This window comes from Iodobacter fluviatilis (assembly GCF_900451195.1).
In the GTDB taxonomy this organism is placed as follows: Bacteria; Pseudomonadota; Gammaproteobacteria; order Burkholderiales; family Chitinibacteraceae; genus Iodobacter; species Iodobacter fluviatilis.
The window spans coordinates 2,510,839-2,528,293 of record NZ_UGHR01000001.1 but is presented as its reverse complement, the minus strand read 5'-3'; the positions used below and the strand labels follow the sequence as shown (position 1 = coordinate 2,528,293).

The 17,455-nt window shown below is 49.3% G+C and carries 19 protein-coding genes; 17 read left to right on the top strand and 2 right to left on the bottom strand.

Annotated elements, in window-relative coordinates; genetic code table 11:
• Positions 1 to 25: 25 nt before the first annotated feature.
• From motB to DYD62_RS11560, 4 genes are read left to right on the top strand one after another with little or no spacing between them, the layout of a single operon-like run.
• On the top strand, positions 26 to 919 hold the full coding sequence (gene motB / locus DYD62_RS11575) for a flagellar motor protein MotB (protein ID WP_115227482.1): 894 nt from the start codon (positions 26 to 28) through the stop codon (positions 917 to 919).
• The gene (locus tag DYD62_RS11570) at positions 916 to 1,635 is read left to right on the top strand and encodes a class I SAM-dependent methyltransferase (RefSeq protein ID WP_115227481.1); all 720 of its coding nucleotides are present in this window, start codon (positions 916 to 918) and stop codon (positions 1,633 to 1,635) included. Before motB ends, DYD62_RS11570 begins: the two co-directional genes overlap by 4 nt.
• Positions 1,623 to 3,047: an HDOD domain-containing protein gene (locus tag DYD62_RS11565; RefSeq protein WP_115227480.1), complete on the top strand. Its 1,425-nt coding sequence runs from the start codon at positions 1,623 to 1,625 to the stop codon at positions 3,045 to 3,047. The genes DYD62_RS11570 and DYD62_RS11565 overlap by 13 nt, the downstream gene beginning before the upstream one ends.
• 16 nt (positions 3,048 to 3,063) lie before the next feature.
• Entirely contained in the window at positions 3,064 to 3,843 is a 780-nt protein-coding gene (locus tag DYD62_RS11560) for a TrmH family RNA methyltransferase (protein WP_115227479.1), read from the top strand.
• 14 nt (positions 3,844 to 3,857) lie between these two features.
• Here the strand turns inward: DYD62_RS11560 and DYD62_RS11555 are convergent, their stop codons facing one another.
• Entirely contained in the window at positions 3,858 to 4,856 is a 999-nt protein-coding gene (locus DYD62_RS11555; RefSeq protein WP_115227478.1) for a carbonic anhydrase, read from the bottom strand.
• A 113-nt stretch (positions 4,857 to 4,969) separates the two neighbouring features.
• On the opposite strand from DYD62_RS11555, the gene DYD62_RS11550 reads away from it, so the two are divergent.
• The 6 genes from DYD62_RS11550 to DYD62_RS23620 all read left to right on the top strand — a co-directional run bounded on the left by DYD62_RS11550 (position 4,970) and on the right by DYD62_RS23620 (position 10,164).
• Positions 4,970 to 5,476, top strand: coding sequence for a PilZ domain-containing protein (locus tag DYD62_RS11550; RefSeq protein WP_115227477.1), 507 nt, complete (start codon positions 4,970 to 4,972; stop codon positions 5,474 to 5,476).
• Positions 5,473 to 6,147 carry a uracil-DNA glycosylase gene (ung, locus tag DYD62_RS11545; protein ID WP_233702907.1) on the top strand — a complete coding sequence of 225 codons (675 nt, stop codon included), beginning with the start codon at positions 5,473 to 5,475 and terminating at the stop codon, positions 6,145 to 6,147. The genes DYD62_RS11550 and ung overlap by 4 nt, the downstream gene beginning before the upstream one ends.
• A 40-nt stretch (positions 6,148 to 6,187) precedes the next feature.
• Positions 6,188 to 7,072: an ROK family protein gene (locus tag DYD62_RS11540; protein ID WP_165928640.1), complete on the top strand. Its 885-nt coding sequence runs from the start codon at positions 6,188 to 6,190 to the stop codon at positions 7,070 to 7,072.
• On the top strand, positions 7,073 to 8,770 hold the full coding sequence (locus tag DYD62_RS11535) for a glycoside hydrolase family 9 protein (protein ID WP_115227474.1): 1,698 nt from the start codon (positions 7,073 to 7,075) through the stop codon (positions 8,768 to 8,770). It begins immediately after the preceding gene.
• Between the two features lie 60 nt (positions 8,771 to 8,830).
• Positions 8,831 to 9,826, top strand: a complete 996-nt coding sequence (gene rfaD, locus DYD62_RS11530; protein WP_115227473.1) for an ADP-glyceromanno-heptose 6-epimerase — start codon at positions 8,831 to 8,833, stop codon at positions 9,824 to 9,826.
• A gap of 176 nt (positions 9,827 to 10,002) precedes the next feature.
• On the top strand, positions 10,003 to 10,164 hold the full coding sequence (locus DYD62_RS23620; protein ID WP_165928641.1) for a hypothetical protein: 162 nt from the start codon (positions 10,003 to 10,005) through the stop codon (positions 10,162 to 10,164).
• A gap of 114 nt (positions 10,165 to 10,278) precedes the next feature.
• On the opposite strand, the gene DYD62_RS24225 is transcribed toward DYD62_RS23620, so the two are convergent.
• A complete protein-coding gene (locus DYD62_RS24225; protein ID WP_267896116.1) occupies positions 10,279 to 10,401 on the bottom strand; it encodes a hypothetical protein in 123 nt (40 codons plus the stop codon).
• 26 nt (positions 10,402 to 10,427) lie between these two features.
• Between DYD62_RS24225 and uvrC the strand changes: the two genes are divergently transcribed.
• From uvrC to cmk, 7 genes are all read left to right on the top strand, one after another.
• Positions 10,428 to 12,290: an excinuclease ABC subunit UvrC gene (gene uvrC / locus DYD62_RS11525; RefSeq protein ID WP_115227472.1), complete on the top strand. Its 1,863-nt coding sequence runs from the start codon at positions 10,428 to 10,430 to the stop codon at positions 12,288 to 12,290.
• A gap of 152 nt (positions 12,291 to 12,442) precedes the next feature.
• Positions 12,443 to 13,012 (top strand): CDP-diacylglycerol--glycerol-3-phosphate 3-phosphatidyltransferase, encoded by a 570-nt coding sequence (gene pgsA / locus DYD62_RS11520; RefSeq protein ID WP_115228283.1) that lies wholly within the window; start codon positions 12,443 to 12,445, stop codon positions 13,010 to 13,012.
• Between the two features lie 89 nt (positions 13,013 to 13,101).
• Positions 13,102 to 14,112 (top strand): 3-deoxy-7-phosphoheptulonate synthase, encoded by a 1,011-nt coding sequence (locus DYD62_RS11515; protein ID WP_115228282.1) that lies wholly within the window; start codon positions 13,102 to 13,104, stop codon positions 14,110 to 14,112.
• 22 nt (positions 14,113 to 14,134) lie between these two features.
• Positions 14,135 to 14,785 (top strand): META and DUF4377 domain-containing protein, encoded by a 651-nt coding sequence (locus DYD62_RS11510; RefSeq protein WP_165928642.1) that lies wholly within the window; start codon positions 14,135 to 14,137, stop codon positions 14,783 to 14,785.
• Positions 14,785 to 15,660 carry a prephenate dehydrogenase gene (locus DYD62_RS11505; protein WP_172476496.1) on the top strand — a complete coding sequence of 292 codons (876 nt, stop codon included), beginning with the start codon at positions 14,785 to 14,787 and terminating at the stop codon, positions 15,658 to 15,660. Before DYD62_RS11510 ends, DYD62_RS11505 begins: the two co-directional genes overlap by 1 nt.
• Before the next feature lie 44 nt (positions 15,661 to 15,704).
• Entirely contained in the window at positions 15,705 to 16,691 is a 987-nt protein-coding gene (locus tag DYD62_RS11500) for an aldo/keto reductase (RefSeq protein WP_115227469.1), read from the top strand.
• 30 nt (positions 16,692 to 16,721) lie between these two features.
• The gene (gene cmk, locus DYD62_RS11495; protein ID WP_115227468.1) at positions 16,722 to 17,387 is read left to right on the top strand and encodes a (d)CMP kinase; all 666 of its coding nucleotides are present in this window, start codon (positions 16,722 to 16,724) and stop codon (positions 17,385 to 17,387) included.
• Positions 17,388 to 17,455 lie beyond the last annotated feature (68 nt).

Sequence of the window (17,455 nt, the reverse complement as noted above, 5' to 3'; positions counted from 1 at the left end):
CATATCGTTTTTAAGGTAGCGCAAAATGAGCGATGATTCACAACGCCCCATCGTTGTAAAACGGATTAAAAAAGGTGGTCACGGGCATCATGGTGGGGCATGGAAAATTGCCTATGCCGATTTCGTTACTGCGATGATGGCTTTCTTCTTGCTGATGTGGTTGCTGGGGTCTGTATCAAAAGGAACCATGAAAGGGATTACCAGCTACTTTGCTAATCCGCTTAAGGTGTCTATGTCCGGCGGGGATGGCGCAGGGGATGCGACATCCTTAATTAAGGGCGGCGGAAATGATTTAACCAAACAGGCGGGGCAGGTTAAAAATGGTGATGTTGTTTCTGTTGCTGCCAAAGATAAAAAACGTCTTTCAGAGCTGAAACAAAAATTTGAAGCTTTGATGGATAATAAAATCAAAGAAAACTCTAAATTAGCGCAATTTAAAAATCAGCTTAAATTAGATATGGTCGCGGAAGGTTTAAGAATTCAGATTGTGGATGAGCAAAATCGGCCCATGTTTAAATCGGGTAGCTCAGATCTTGAATCTTTCAGCCGGGATATGCTACGTGAAATTGCTGAATTTTTAAATGAAGTCCCTAATGCGGTTTCACTATCCGGCCATACCGATTCATCCCGTTTTGCGGGGGGCGATGAGGGTTACAGCAATTGGGAGCTGTCAGCGGATCGTGCTAATGCATCCCGTCGTGAGCTGGTTGCAGGTGGCTTATCCGATAAAAAAATATTACGCGTTAATGGCTTTGGCGATGTTATCCCTCTGGATACAGGCAATATTTATAACCCGGTAAACCGTCGGATTAGCATCGTCGTGTTGAATCATGAGGCCGAAGACAATATTCGCCAGCAGGCAGGGAAAAGCCAGGAAGAGGTAACGCCTGAAGCCGCTGTAAAAAAGACGGATAAATGACGCAAGCCCTGCGCTTCGTGCTTACTCAGTTTTGCGCCATGGCTATTGCGGCGCTTGTTGTGGGTCTGATGGCATGGCCTGCAATCATCTGGGCCTCGCTTACTGCAGGCCTTTCTTTTTCAGCGGCTTTACGTTGGCATGATGGCCAGTGGTGGCGATATATCCACTTGGTTTTTCCATTTGCTGTTTTGCTGGCGCTCCTGAGTCCCGTTGATCCCCGCTGGTATCTGGCGGCGCTGCTGGTCAGCTGGATGGTGTTTGGCGGCGTCTTACGAAACAGAGTGCCTTTGTATTTAAGTAACACTCAGGCTTTGGAACAGCTGGCAAAGCAAGTGCCTGCAGGGGCGCGTTTACTGGATTTGGGTGCAGGCACGGGCACGGTGCTGGCTTGGTTTGTCCGTTATCGGCCAGATGTGCAGGCTGATGGTATCGAGTTTTCTTGGCTCCCCTGGTTGTTTGGCCGCTTACGCTTAGCCCGGAGTAATGCGGGCTGGCATCACGGCGATGCATTCGCCGCTGATCTGGCTGCTTATGATGTGGTTTATGCTTATTTATCACCCGAGCCAATGAGCTTGCTCTGGGAAAAAGCGCAAAAAGAAATGCGCCCCGGCAGCTTATTAATTAGTAATAGCTTTGATATTCCCAATGCGCCTCCAGCCCGCATCTGTGATATTGGAGACTGGAAAGGCAGCAGACTTTTAGTATGGAAAATCTAGCTCACCCCGCCGCTACAAGTAATGTTGCTTGGCTTGCCTACTGGGCACGCCGAGGCTTGCCTGTTTTGCAATCCAGTCGTGAGCAGTTACTTTTGGCTTTGCGCCGTGCAGATCGCGTTAGTCCCTCAGATTTAGCCGATATTGTTTTAAAAGACCCGCTGCTGACGGCGCAGGCACTGCGTTATATTAATCAGCGGCAAAAAAGCAGTCTAGCTGCCGATATTACAACCATCAATGGTATTGTGATGCTGATGGGGGTTGCTCCTTTTATTGAGCACTTTACCCGCCTGCCTGTTTTGGAAGACGTTTTGCAAGGCCACCCCAGAACGATAGCCCGTATTCATAAATGCATTGCCGACACGCGCTTTACCGCCAAGATGGCAAGGGAATTCGCGGGGGAACGCTATGATGCGCATCTGGACGAGATTTTTATTTCTGCCTTGCTCAGCCGGATGCCCGAGATGCTGGAGCTGCTAGCGCATGACAGTGACCCCAGCGCACCTCATGGCAAAGACCATGCACATGCCTTGCTGGCGGCCTGGTCTTTGCCGCAGTCATTAAGCGCGTTATTGTCTCAAGAAACAGAAAATATGCTGCCAAGGCAGTCTTTGCAGTACGCGACCTTACAGCTAGCTCATTTGCTGGATCGTGGCTGGTGGCAGCCCGGCGTGGCTGAGGCGTTGAATGCCATGGCTGAAATCTTAAATACCTCTGTGGATGATGTTTGGCAGCGAACCAACCGTTTAATGCTGCAATACGCACGTAACGAGCCTCAGAAGCAGGGCTGGCCTGCCGCACGCTGGTTGCCTATGCTGCCTGGTGAATGGCCGCAGCCTGTTGCGGCACCTTCCCCTGTACCTGCCACGCAGGTAGCTCCGGCACCTGCTCCTGTTTTGATCACAAAAGACATTCTTGCCGAAAGAATGCAGGCGCTGCATCTGGCTGGCACACAGGGTGCGCCTGCTAATCAGATTATGACTCTGGCGGTACGTGCCCTGGCAGAAGGGTTGGGGATGAGGCGTATTCTTTTTGCCCTGCTGGTTGCGGGTGAAAACGCGGTTAAAGCGCGCTTTGCCCATGGAATAGAGCCGTCAGATCCTGCCCGCCAGCTGCATATCAAGCTGGATGAGCCTCATTTGCTGACGCGGCTGATGCTCAAGCAGCAAAGCATCTGGTTAAATTCAGGCAATGCTGAAAGCCTAGAGCCCATGTTGCCAGCTGGGTTTCGTGATCAGGTGGGTAAAGAAGAATTTTGTGCCATGTCTATTTTTGTTGGAGACAAGGCCGTTGGTATTATTTATGCCGACCGGCAGGGGGGAGATCACCTTGCCGATACGCATTATCAGCACTTTAAGCAGATAGGCTTACTAACCAGCCGTGCTTTATCTCATCATCCCGCTCAGCATCGCTGATTGTTTTAGGTTCTTTATGCTTGTTATTTCTTCCCGTCAGAATCCTTTTTTTAAATCTTTAATAAAACTCTCAGGCAGCCGCCGTGAGCGGCGTAAAGCCGGACAAACCCTGCTCGACGGCACGCATCTGCTGCTGGCACTGGCAGATGCCGGTGGTGTTCTAGAGAAAATCGTTTTAACACCGGCCGCACTTGAAAACACAGAGGTACGAGCACTTCTGCAACGTTTTACTGCGGCTCAAATCATTCTTGATGAAGCTTTATTTGCCGAGCTCAGCGATTTGCCCAGCACCACGGGCATTATGGGGCTCTACGCCATTCCGCCTGCCGCCCCAGCGCGTGAGCGTGGTTTTTGCCTCTTACTGGATGGCGTGCAGGATCCGGGTAATGTGGGCACCATTTTGCGTTCAGCCGCGGCGTTTGGCGTGGATCAGGTATTGCTTGCAGATGAGTGTGCGGATATCTGGTCGCCAAAAGTGCTGCGGGCAGGGATGGGGGCGCATTTTGTCTTGGATATGCTGGAGCATATCGATTTGCCTGCTTTTACCAGTCAGTTTTCCGGCGCAGTCGCCGTTACTGTGCTTGAGCAAGCGGTGCCACCCTATGCGGCCAATTTAGCGCACGATCTGGCTTTAGTGCTGGGTTCGGAAGGATCAGGCGTTTCCCAGGCGATGCAGGATGTAGCCAGCTTGCGGCTGACTATTCCTATGCAAGGCCAGGTTGAGTCTTTAAATGTGGCCGCAGCGGCCGCGATTCTTTGTTACGAGCGGCAAAGGCAAGTGAGCGCCCTTCCTTAGTCTATATATTTGGGCTACATCCCTTCCATTACATTTCTTGCATTGATTGATTGGATGGGTCGGGCATTCATGGGGAATAACTTACGAAACCGTGCAATTTGTTTGGCTGAAATGCTTAGTGGGTTTTTCATCACTAACCAGCGCACACCTTCAGAGCAGGGGGGTGTGGTGAGTGAGCCCATAAAGGTATAAAAAGACTGATCAAGCGGAAGCAAGGCTGCCGGGCTGTAGGTCAGCTTATCAAAGGTTCTCGATTCATTGTGCTCATCAGGCATTTTGTCCCAGAGTGCTTCTATTAGCGGGTTATCCTGTGCGCCTTGCTGAATCAGCGCGGCGACTACCGCAAGTTTACCTTCTTCACTTTTATGAACTAAATGCGCCACCATCGGGTAGCGAATGCCGCCAATGGCTTCTTCGCTTGGGGTATGAAAGTGAAACTGCAAAAGTTGGTACTTGCTGCCTAAGGCCTCAATATAACTACCAGGGTCGATATTAAGCTGAATGGTGTGCCCGTTGTTGACCGCAATAATTCGGGTCATGCCATAGTTGAATTTTATTTTTTCCATCTCCTGCGCATAACTGGTTGTGATATTGATGGGGGATTGCTCTTTTCCTTCGGCGCAAAGCGCAAATGACGGGCTCATGCTGCCCCAGCTGTTGGGGCCGGTGCTTCCGTCTTCGTAGCCCCAGTGCCCCCCCGCGTGAGGTGCTCCATGCCTGCCGCCGTGTGCTGCAGCCGGAGCGTGAGCGGAGGGGGCGCTGTGTTTTTTTGCGGCATGAGAATTGCTGTTACTGCGGTGGCTTGCTCCGGGGCTTGGGATGCCGTATTTGCCAACCGGAGCGGAATGAGGTACGGGTATTGTTTCAGGCGGTGCATCATGGCTGGGTGCTACAGTTTCTGCGGCCGGTTTTTCGGTTTTATGGGCAGGCTCCGGGGTGGCTGCTTTATGGCTGGGTTCAGCTGCAAAAGTAAAAGCAACTGTTAGGCACATCATCAGTGCGGAGTAGCGCATAGTATGTATTCCGTTTAGGTAAGTTCTGCGTGTCTTTTTGAAAGCTTAGCTGTGATCGGCAAAAAGACAACGTTGCCGCGTTATAATTTGTAAAACAACCAAGGTTCAAACCGATGAATACACTTCCAGTTCCGGATGGCGTGCATTTCTCTGCCCATTTGCCTCTTGCATGGCATGGCGTACTGCAGCAAAGCGCTTTTGAAGCGACGCGTTACCTTGCCGTGCTGGCCGAATTTGAATCAATCAGTGATGAGCGCAGCCATGCGCAGGATGCTTTGCACGCCAAGCTGGATTTAATGCTGTTATGGACAGCAAAAAATGCCAGCCATACCTTGCCTGCCGCTAAAGAAGCCATGATTGGTTTGGAAACCATTGCTTGGCGTGATCCGGCTGCCTTGCCTTTGGGTACGCGTGGCGCGCTGGCTCTTAGCCTTTCACATATACTGCCTTTTTCCTTGCAATTGCCTGCTGAAATTATTTCATGTGTTGTATCAGAGCAAGGGTATGTGCTCACTGCACGCTTATTATTGCAGGAAGAAGCCTTGCGTGACTGGTTTGAACGCACTGTATTTAGAAATCACCGCCGCTTGGTGCATGCTGAACGCGGGTCGCAAGCATGATGGCGTTGCCTGCTGCATGGCAGCCATTAGTGAGCGATGTTTTACAAAGTGCAAAATGGCAGCAACTTAACGCATTTTTAGAAGCGGAGCTTGTTGCGGGGAAACCCGTTTATCCCCAGCCATCGCAATGGTTTGCCGCGCTTGAATATATGAAACCAGAGCAGGTTAAAGTGGTGGTGCTTGGCCAGGATCCCTATCATGGCGCGGGGCAGGCGCATGGGCTCAGTTTTTCTGTGCCTTTTGGTGTTAAACCACCGCCTTCTTTGGTGAATATCTTTAAAGAAGTTGCGCGGGATCTGGGTCATACCCCGCCACAGCATGGCAATCTTCAATCTTGGGCCGCGCAGGGTGTTCTGCTGCTTAATTGTGTTTTAACGGTTGAAGCAGATAAAGCGGCATCGCACGCGAAGCAAGGCTGGGAAGCGCTTACCGATGCTTTGATTCAATCGCTGGCGGAGCAGCAAAGCCATATCGTATTTATGCTTTGGGGCGCTTATGCACAAAAGAAGCAAGCTTTAATTGATGCCAGCCGGCATTGTATTTTGTGTTCAGCCCATCCTTCGCCGCTATCGGTGTATCGCGGCTTTATTGGCAACGGACATTTTTCTGCGGCAAATCGCTATTTGCTTGGTCAGGGTAAAGATGCCATCCGTTGGGAAATCAGCGAGTGAGCATTCTTTAGTTCGTATGTATTAACTGTGGAGCCCGTGTGTGAGTGAACTTTTAGCTTTTGATATCGGTGGTACGCAAATTAAATATGGCATCGTCAGTGATACGGGTGAAGTGCTCCACGCTGAAGTTCAAAACACCTGTGCGGCAGACGGCGGGCCCGCTTTATTGAACAGATTGCTGGTTTTAGCTCAACCTTTCATTGCCCAATATCAGCCTGCAGGCATTGCGATCAGCAGCCTAGGATTGATTGAACCTGTTCGCGGCACCGTACTTGGCGCTGCTGAAGCCGTGCCAGACTACCCCGGTATTGCGCTGATCCCTGCCTTTGAAAATGAATTTGGCTTACCTGTCACTGCAGAAAATGATGTGAACTGCGTGGCACTGGCCGAAGGATGGACAGGTGCCGCCAAGGGTGTGGCTGATTATCTGGCTATTGCAATTGGCACGGGCATTGGAGGCGGTATTGTTTTGGGCGGGCGCTTACATCGTGGCCATCGTGCCGCTGCGGGTGAATGGGGTTACATGAATATTGGCGGTCAGATTTGGGAGTCGCAAGCTTCGATGTCGGGCTTGGTACGCAGAGCAGAGGCGGCAACGGGAGAAATCGGATTAAATGGCAAAGTGATTTTTGCGCGCGTTGATGCAGGCGACACCGTCATGCAAAAAGTGGTCGCAGAGTGGCAGGAATTACTTGCCACAGGCATCGCAAATTTAATTTACGCCTTTAATCCCGAAAAAATCGTACTGGGCGGCGGTATTGCCGGGCGGGGCGAAGTCTTTTTAAACGCCATTCGCCAAGCCGTGGGGCAACAACTTTTACCTGATTTTAAAACAATGACCGAGCTGGCACTTGCAACCGCAGGTAATCATGCGGGGATGTTGGGTGCTGTACGTAACTGGCTGATGACACATAGGGGCGCATAAATGAAAATATTACTGAATCACCTTGGTTTTGAATTGGCAGGGCAAAAAATTGCCATTATCGATGCGCCCGCTGATTTTGCAGCGCGTCGTTTTAGTGTGTATCACGCAGAGAGCCGAGAGCTGGCTTTTGCTGGCGAGATCAAACAAAGCGGCGGCGTCGACCAATGGGGTGCAGGTCAGTGGCATTACTGGACGGCTGATTTCTCTGCGCTGGAGCTTGAGGGCGAGTATTTTCTGGTCGTAGATGGCATCCACCCACCCTTAGCCTCGCATACATTCAATATTGCGAAAAAACTATTTTCTGAGCAAATTCTGTCAGATATTGTGCATTACATTAAAGGCCAGCGTTGTACCGGCTTGTATGATCAGGCAGATCGCAGTCGCCCTAAATGGGGCAGTGAAGAGCGACGGGATGTTCATGGTGGTTGGTACGATGCTTCGGGGGATTGCTCTAAATACCTGAGTCATTTGTCTTTTGCTAACTTTATGAATCCGCAGCAAACCCCGCAGGTGGTGTGGAATTTGCTCGACGGACTGGCACAATTGCCAGCGCAATCCAAATGGTTTAATGAAAGAATTGTCGACGAAGCCTTGCACGGTGCAGATTATCTGTTGCGTATGCAGGATCCGGCAGGCTACTTCTATATCACTGTGTTTGATCAATGGTCAAAAGACGAAAACCGCCGTGATATCTGCGCTTATGAAACGCAAAAAGGCGAGAAATTTGCTACTTATCAGGCCGGCTACCGCCAAGGGGGTGGTGTGGCGATCGCAGCTTTGGCGCGTGCATCGGCACTGCAGCGCGATGGCGAATTTAGCCGCGTTCAATATTTGCAGGCAGCGCAGCGTGGCTTTGCCCATCTTGAGCAACACAATCTGGAATACTTGGATAATGGTGTTGAAAACATCATTGATGATTACTGCGCCTTGCTGGCGGCTTGCGAATTACTGGCAGTCAGTGGCGAAGGGGTTTACGCTGATATCGCGGCACGGCGTGTTTTAAATTTATTGGGGCGACAAACGGTAGATGGCTGGTTTAAGGCAGATGCCGCGGGCGAGCGTAGCTTTTTTCATGCAAGTGATGCAGGTTTGCCTTATATCGCACTGATGCGCTTTATCGAAGTTGTGCCCGGCTCGCCTTTGGTTGGGCGGATTCGTGAAGTGCTGCGTTGTGCTTTTGAATACGAATTTAAAATCACTTTTGCCAGCGTAAATAACCCCTTTGGCTATCCGCGGCAGTATGTAAAACAAGCGGGCGAAGCCGGGCGCGAGCAATTTTTTATTCCGCACGACAATGGCACGGGCTATTGGTGGCAGGGCGAAAATGCGCGTTTGGGCTCGATTGCCGCAGCCAGTGCACGTGCACAAACGCTCTTTGCTAGTGAATCGCCCCTAGTCACACAATTGGCCAAGTACGAGCAGTCCGCGCTGGATTGGCTGCTGGGTGCAAATCCATTTGATGCCTGCATGCTGCAAGGCTGGGGCCGCAACAATCCACGCTATGAAGTTGGCTTTTATAATGCACCTGGCGGGGTGTGTAATGGGATTACCAGCGGCTTAAATGATGAGAACGATATCGATTTTAAAAAGTCTGAAATAGCGACAATGGCCAATAGCTGGCGCTGGACAGAGCAATGGATGCCGCATGGCGCTTGGTTGTTTTTAGCGCTCAGTACGCGAATTGGAAGTAAGGAGTAGAGCGGGCCACACGCCTTGTATCACTCACACGTTAATAGCAATACTGAAAAGGAATAAAAAATGGCAATTGTAGTGACCGGGGCCGCTGGTTTTATTGGCTCAAATATTATCAAGGGCCTGAATGCGCGCGGCGAAACCGATATTATTGCGGTTGACGATTTGGCCCTGCCAGATCAATTTAAAAATCTGGTGGATTGCCAGATCAGTCATTATGCAGATAAAGAAGATTTTATTGCTGATTTAAGCGAAGGGCATTATGACGGCGAAATAACAGCTATTTTCCATGAAGGCGCGTGTTCCGATACGATGGAACATAATGGTAAGTATATGATGGATAATAACTATCAATATACTTTGGCCCTGTTTGATTGGTGCCAAGCCGAGGAAGTGCAATTTTTATATGCATCTAGCGCTGCAACCTATGGTAATGGGGATAATGGCTTTATTGAAAGCCCAGATTGCGAAGCGCCATTGAATGTTTATGGCTACTCCAAGCTTTTATTCGATCAAGTGCTGCGTCAGCGGATGAATGAAATTACTGCGCAGGTTGTGGGTTTCCGGTATTTCAATGTATATGGTCCACGTGAACAACATAAAGGCCGCATGGCTTCGGTGGCTTTCCATCATTTCAATCAATACCGTGAACATGGCAAAGTAAAATTATTTGGCGAATATGGCGGCTACGGTAATGGCGGTCATACGCGCGATTTTATTTCTGTAGAAGACGTAGTCAAAGCCAATTTATGGTTTTTGGATAATCCCGATGTGTGCGGGATTTATAATCTGGGCACAGGCAAGTCACAGCCATTTAATGATGTGGCGCTGGCGGTGGTGAATACCTGCCGTGAGCATGAAGGCAAAGCTGCGCTGACTTTGGACGATATGATTGCTCAGGGTATTCTGGAATACATTGATTTCCCCGATTCACTCAAGGGCAAGTATCAAAGTTTTACCGAGGCTGATACAACTTTGCTGCGTGAATCAGGGTATGACGAGGATTTCCTGACTGTTGAAGAGGGTGTTCGCCGTTATATCCAGACATTGCTGAGTAAGTAAAAAATAAAGCCGGGTGTGTAGCCCGGCTTTTTGACGCATCCCTTTCTTTATAGCAGGTCAGCTGGCATTTTTTGCAGTCCAAGCATCACTTTTAGCAGTTTATCGCTTACACCTGTCTGCCTGTCATTTGACCCATTACAGTGAACTTATCAATCGCACTGAATGGAGTCTCCAACATGAAAACCACTTCTCACTTACTGGTTCTTTTCTTTGTGGCTTTTGTACATATCACGCTGTATCTCATTATTGTGAATGCCCATGAAGAAAGCATCAAAGATGCACAGGTTTCAATGATCGTGCCTGCAGAATCATTCCACAATAATGGGCGTTTGGCTTAATGCCTATGTAATGTGATTGCTGCTGTATTTTGGCGAAATACAGCATGCATGACATAAGTGTTTATGTTTATTGAATGCCATTATCTGCCTGCCTCAAGGCCGCTCTTGTTTTGTTTAAATGCCCTTGGTATGCGCCAATGTTAGTTTAATTGTGCTGGCAAGCAGGGAATAAATCAGTTGGTGTTGATTGCCGTTATATTTGGCGTAATTCGGCATGGCTTCAGGGTAGAATTGCATTCTCTTTGCTGACCTTTATCTGAGCCATGCCTGAACAATCTTTGCCCGTAACACCTGTTGCATCAGCCCCTCTGAATCCGCAGGAAGCCTTATTGGAGCACGTTAAGAGCTTGCCAAATCAGCCGGGGGTCTATCGTTTTATCGCGGCGGATGGCACGGTGTTGTATGTGGGCAAGGCAATTAGCCTTAAGAAAAGAGTGGGTTCTTATTTTCAGAAGAATGATCACAGCCCGCGCATTCGTTTAATGCTTGCGCAAGTGGTCAGCCTTGAGACGACCGTAGTTCGCTCTGAAGGCGAGGCGCTGGTTTTAGAAAATAATCTGATTAAGGCATTAAGCCCGCGCTATAACATTTTATTTCGTGATGATAAAAGTTATCCCTATGTGGTGATTACCGGCCATGCCTCGCCTAGGCTGGCTTATTACCGTGGTGCATTAGATAAGCGCCATCAGTATTTCGGCCCTTTCCCGAATGGTTATGTGGTCAAAGAAAGTATTCAGCTGCTACAAAAGGTATTCAAGCTACGAACCTGTGAAGATACCGTATTTGCCAATCGTTCCCGACCTTGTTTATTGCATCAGATCAAACGCTGCTCAGCCCCCTGTGTGGATTTGATTACTGCTGACGATTATCGCAGTGACGTAAATAACGCGGTGCGTTTTTTAAATAGCAAAGCCAGTGAGGTATTGGGGGAGCTGGAAACGCGTATGCAAACCGCGTCCGATACTTGGTTATTTGAAGAGGCTGCAGCTCTTCGTGATCAGATCAGTGCGTTGTCGCGGATCCAAGATAAGCAATTTGTATCCAGCAATAGTAGTGAAGTGGATGCCGATATTGTGGTTTGCGTGATTAGCAGTGGCATGATTTGCGTAAATCTAGCCATGGTGCGTGGTGGACGACATGTGGGAGATAAGAATTTATTTCCTTCTCATGCCGATGGTTACGATGCGCCCGCCGCCCTTGAGGCATTTTTGGCGCAGCATTATTTGGACCGCAATGCGCCATCTGTGATTTTTTGCCAACCAGAGCCAGAAAATGCGGCCGTGCTGGCCGACTTACTTAGTCAGCAGGCCGAGCATAAAGTGGTACTGAATAGTAATCCCAATGGCGAGCGGCGGGTCTGGCTGGAAATGGCCATTAAAAACGCTGAATTGGCGATTTTACAACGCAGTAGCCAAACTGCCACGCAACATGCCCGCCTAGGGGCTTTGGTAGAGGCAATGAATTGGCCTGATACAGTGGCTAGAATCGAGTGTTTTGATATCTCGCACACCATGGGCGAGGCGACCGTTGCCTCATGTGTAGTGTACGACCGCTTTGATATGCAGCCCAAAGAATACCGCCGCTACAATATTGAGGGCATTACTCCCGGTGACGATTATGCGGCAATGCGCCAGGCTTTGATTCGCCGCTACGGTAAAATTGCGGCAGGCGAGGGGATTGTGCCTGATGTGGTTTTGATCGATGGCGGCAAAGGCCAGCTTTCTATGGCGACGGAAGCAATGGCCGAGGTCGGAATGAGTAGCCCTATTCTGCTGGGCGTAGCCAAAGGCGAAACACGTAAAGCGGGTCTTGAGCAATTAATTTTGAATGACAGGCCTGCACCTATTGTGCTTAAACGCGACCATCCCGCTCTGCATCTGATTCAGCAGATTCGCGATGAAGCGCACCGCTTTGCCATTACCGGCCACCGTGCGCGGCGGGCCAAGGCGAGGGTGACGTCTTCATTAGAAGACGTAGAGGGAATCGGGCCTAAGCGCCGACAGAAATTATTGGCCAGTTTCGGTGGCTTGCAGGGCGTTAAAGCGGCGACATTGGATGAGTTGAAGCAAGTTGAAGGGATTAATGCGGCACTAGCGGAAAAAATCTATGCCGTTTTACATCCCTGATTTTAGAGTTCTCTGTTTTTTGTGGTTTTTTAGTGCCTGTTGCAGATTCTTTACGAATGCGCGCAATAAAATACCATTGACAGCTAATATGCTGGCGCATGCTGGTAGAATGCGGTTTTCTTGCAATATTTGCCATTGGGTTCCGTATTCGCATGCCTTTTAATTTGCCGATTTTTCTGACTTGGTTGCGCGTGGCGCTGATCCCTATTTTTGTAGGTGTTTTTTACCTGCCAGACACTGTAATGCCGGTGACCATGCAAAATATGGTGGGAGGCTCTTTATTTTTCCTTGCGGCCATTACCGATTGGTTTGATGGTTATTTAGCCCGGCGCTGGAATCAGACTTCCAGTTTTGGCGCATTTTTAGATCCAGTTGCTGATAAATTGATGGTGGCTGCTGCGCTTATTTTACTGGTCGAGCTGGCACGCGCACCTGCATGGCTGGCTGTGATTATTATTGGCCGGGAAATTACTATTTCTGCACTGCGCGAATGGATGGCTCAGCTGGGTAAATCCAAAAACACGGCAGTGGCTTATATTGGTAAATTAAAAACCGGCGCGCAAATGGTCGCTATTTTATTATTGCTGTGGTCTGGTCCCTTAATACCTGGTGTTTCTACTCAGTTTGTGGGTGAGCTGGCCTTGTATGTTGCGGGTATCTTAACGATTATTTCTATGTTTTATTATTTAAAGCTGGCTGCAAAGCAATTTAAAGAAGCATGATGAATATGATGCTTTGATCTTTCCATAAAAAACCTGCAGCAATCAGAATCTGCAGGTTTTTTATGGGCCTGTATATAAAAGGCAATCGTATGATTATTGTAATGAAATATGGCGCTGACGAGGCGCAGATCGAAGCTGTCGTGCATAAAATCCATCAGTCTGGGCTGAAAGAGCATTTGTCTCGTGGTGCAGAACTTACCATTATCGGTGTTATTGGTGATGAGGAGCGGCTGGATCCTTCCCGTTTTGCGATTTTACCAGGGGTTGATCGGGTAAATCGCGTTGCCAAACAATATAAAATAGTTTCCCGCAGTACACACCCCCATGGCACAACGATTAAAGTGCGCGGTATTGAAATTGGCGGGGCGCAAATTCAAATCATCGCCGGGCCATATGCGGCTGAATCAGCGCAGCAAATGGATTTAAGCGCTGATGCTTTGGCCTTAATATCTTGCCGTCTAATGCGTTGTGGTGCTTTTCATTCCCCGCCCTATGCCGTGCCAAGAAAAGAGCGCGAAGCGCTGGCCTGGCTTAAACACGCCGCCGCGCGGCATCAATTGCCTGTGGTGGCTGAATTATCTGATGTGCGTATGCTTGATGCCTTTATGGAACACGATATTGAAATGATTCAGATTGGCGAGCGCAATATGCAAAATCTGGATTTACTCAGGGAAGTAGGGCGGATTAATAAGCCTATTATTTTGAAGCGCGGCGTGTCTGCAACAATTGTTGAATGGCTGATGGCGGCAGAATCGATTGCGGCTGGCGGCAACCACAATATTATTTTTTGTGAACATGGTATTCGCACTTTTGAAAATGCCTACCGCAATGTGCTGGATGTCAGTGCAATTGCAGTATTAAAGCAAGAAACCCATTTGCCGGTGATGGTTGATCCAAGTGATGCCTGTGGTAAATCATGGATGGTGCCCGCTTTAACAAAAGCAGCAATTGCGGCGGGTGCCGACGGGATATTGCTTGATGTACATCCCAATCCGGCCGAAGCCCTTTATGCCGCCGATCAGACGCTGAGTCCGCTGGATTTGGCGCAATTAATTGCGGGGCTTCAGCCCCTTGCTGCAGCGCTTGGGCGTTCTTTGTAACGAACTTGAACAGGTGATGAATATGCTTAAAAAAACGATACTACTGGCCGCTTTGCTTTCTTTGTCCGTGTTCGCAGAGGCTCAGTCTTTGTTGGACGGGGATTATATTCTGAAAGAATGGCGGCACACGGGGGCGTCATTTCGTCCGGGTGAAAAGGCGCCAACCCTGAAGATCCAAGGTGATCGTATCAGCGGGTTTGCCGGGTGTAATCGTTACACCGGTTCAATTAATACGTTGCCTAGGCTTAAAGTTGGGCCGCTTGCCACAACCCGTATGGCATGCTTGGGTGATGAGGCAAAACGCAACGAATCTGCCGTGCTGTCTGTGTTTGAGGGGGCAAGGCGCTTTAAATTAAGACAGCCTGATCGTTTAGAATTTAGTAGCGCTAAGGGTGAGCGTTTAACTTTTGTCCGCCAGCCCGATACCATTGAGCAGGTGCTTTATATTGCGCCGGAGACAAAGCCCTGCTCTGCTGGTGTAGCTCAAATGAATTGCCTGCAAACGCGCGAAGCCCCTTCTGACGAATGGTCACTTTTTTATAATCACATCGAGGGCTTTGATTTTGTGGCGGGGAAAAATTACAAGATTAAAGTTCGTCGTGAAAAAGTGGCTAACCCGCCTGCGGATGCTTCTGCATTTAAATATGTATTACTCGAAGTTTTGGGTGACTGATGCGCAAGCTTAAAAAGCTGGTTCTGCTGGGAACGGGCCTGATTGGGGGCTCGTTTTCTTTGGCCCTCAAGCGGGCCAAGTGTGTTGAGCATGTGGTGGGTGTGGGCCGCAATCCTGATAATTTGGCACGCGCGCTTGAGCTGAACGTTATTGATGAAGCCAGTAATGATGCGGCATCGGCGGTGATTGATGCTGATTTAGTCTTGCTGAGTGCGCCAGTTGGCCAAATGGCCGTACTTCTACAGCAAATTGCACCGCACCTGCCTGCACATTGTATTGTGAGTGATGCAGGCTCTACCAAGCAGGATGTTTGTGCGCTTTATCAGCAGTATTTGCCGCAGCATTTAAGCCGCTGCGTGCCGGGCCATCCCATCGCAGGGTCTGAATTATCAGGTGCTGCCGCAGCGCAATATGGTTTATATGAGGGGCGGCGCGTTGTGCTGACGCCATTGGCTGAAAGTGCGCCAGAATCTATTGAGCTATTAAGGTCCTTGTGGCAGGCCTGCGGTGCGCAAGTGTTTGAAATGAGCGCTGCCGAGCATGACGGTGTTTTTTCAGCGGTAAGCCATGTGCCGCATTTATTGGCGTTCAGCTATATGAATGCAGTACTTGATCGTCACAATGCCGCGCTATGTTTTGATTTTGCCGCCACGGGATTTCGGGATTTTACCCGTATCGCAGCATCTCATCCTGAAATGTGGCGGGATATTGCGCTGGCCAATAAAGATGCCATTTTGCTGGATTTAAAAGCCAATGTCGCGCAATTGTTGGCATTAATAGACTGCATTGAACATCACGATGCTTTAGGTTTGAATGAGCAAATTGTTCGTGCCAGTGCGGCGCGTAATCAATGGGGGCATCGGTCTCGCTCATGATTATGTCGTGCTTGAGTGGGTGTTTGCTCGCTAAAGGGATAAAAATGAATTACTTGGCCAATGAAACGCGTTATCAATATATGCCTTATCGCCGTGTGGGGCGCAGTGGCTTGAAACTTCCTGCCATATCCCTTGGTTTGTGGCATAACTTCGGTGAGAATCGCGCCTATGAAACCAGTCGTCAGATGGTTTTATCTGCTTTTGACGCAGGCATTACGCATTTTGATCTGGCCAATAATTACGGCCCTCCACCCGGCGCGGCTGAATCGACGTTTGGCCGTATTCTGGCGAAAGATCTTAAATCTTATCGCGATGAAATCATTGTCTCCAGTAAGGCGGGCTGGGAAATGTGGCCAGGCCCCTATGGGGAATGGGGTAGTCGTAAATATTTAATGGCGAGCCTTGATCAAAGCTTGCAGCGTATGGGTTTGGATTATGTAGATATTTTCTACTCTCACCGCCCTGATCCAGATACGCCTCTGGAAGAAACCATGTCGGCATTGGATGCCATGGTGCGCCAAGGTAAGGCGCTGTACGTAGGGATTTCGTCATATTCTGCCGAGCAAACAAAGGAGGCAAGCCGTATCCTGAAGGCGTTGGGTACGCCTTGCCTGATACATCAACCATCCTATTCGATGTTTGATCGATGGATTGAGGATGGATTGTGCGATGTGTTGGCCGAAGAGGGGATTGGTTCGATTGCTTTTTGCCCTTTGGCTCAGGGTCTGCTTACATCGCGCTATTTAAATGGTATTCCAGCCAGCTCGCGTGCCGCAGCAACGGACAATCCTTTTTTGACGGCAGATAAAGTGGAATTACGTATTGCTCAGATCAAAGCGTTAAACCAAATTGCGCAATCACGCGGGCAAACCTTGGCGCAAATGGCTTTGGCGTGGGCGCTGCTCAGGGTTACGTCGGTGATTATTGGCGCTAGCCAGGTGGCACAAATTCAGGAAAATATTTTAGCGGTACAAAATTTAGCTTTTGATACGGCTGAGTTACAAGCAATTGAATTAATTTTAAAAGGATAGCGGCAGCTGTGCGCCGCCAAAAAGGAAAATATGTCGGGTATTGCTATTTTAGCCATTGATGGGCCATCTGCTTCAGGCAAAGGCTCGGTGGCGCAGCGCGTTGCAGAGGCGCTGGGCTTTGCTTATTTGGATTCGGGCGCATTATATCGCCTGACAGCTTTGGCAGCTCAAGAGGCTGGTATTGATTGGAGTGACGAGCAAGGCCTTGCGCAAATCGCTCAATCTTTGGATGTGCGTTTTGAAAAAGACCTCACTTTCTTAGGGGGGCAAGATGTAAGTGGCTTGATTCGCAGCGAGGTTGTCGGTGCAGGTGCCTCGAAAGTGGCTGCGTTTGCTGCGGTCAGGCAGGCGTTACTGGCAAGACAAAGAAATTTTGCGGTGGCGCCCGGTTTGGTTGCGGATGGGCGGGATATGGGGTCGGTGGTTTTTCCTGGTGCGCGGCTAAAGATTTTCCTGACAGCAACGGCCACGGTGCGGGCAGAACGCCGTTATCAGCAATTAATCGCGCGCGGGGAGTCTGCTGATTTGGTTGCCATTACGCGCGATTTGCAATCAAGAGATGAGCGTGATGCTGCAAGAAAAGAGGCCCCACTGCGCCAGTGGGATGATGCTTTATTGCTTGAAACGTCGCAATTAAGCCTAGATCAAGTGGTTGAATGTGTTTTATCTTGGTGGAAAACACGCACAGAAACGTAATAAATGTGGTTTTTCTTGTTATAAATCACACCTTTTGTCTCCAAGTGCTTGAACTATAACAGAGAAAT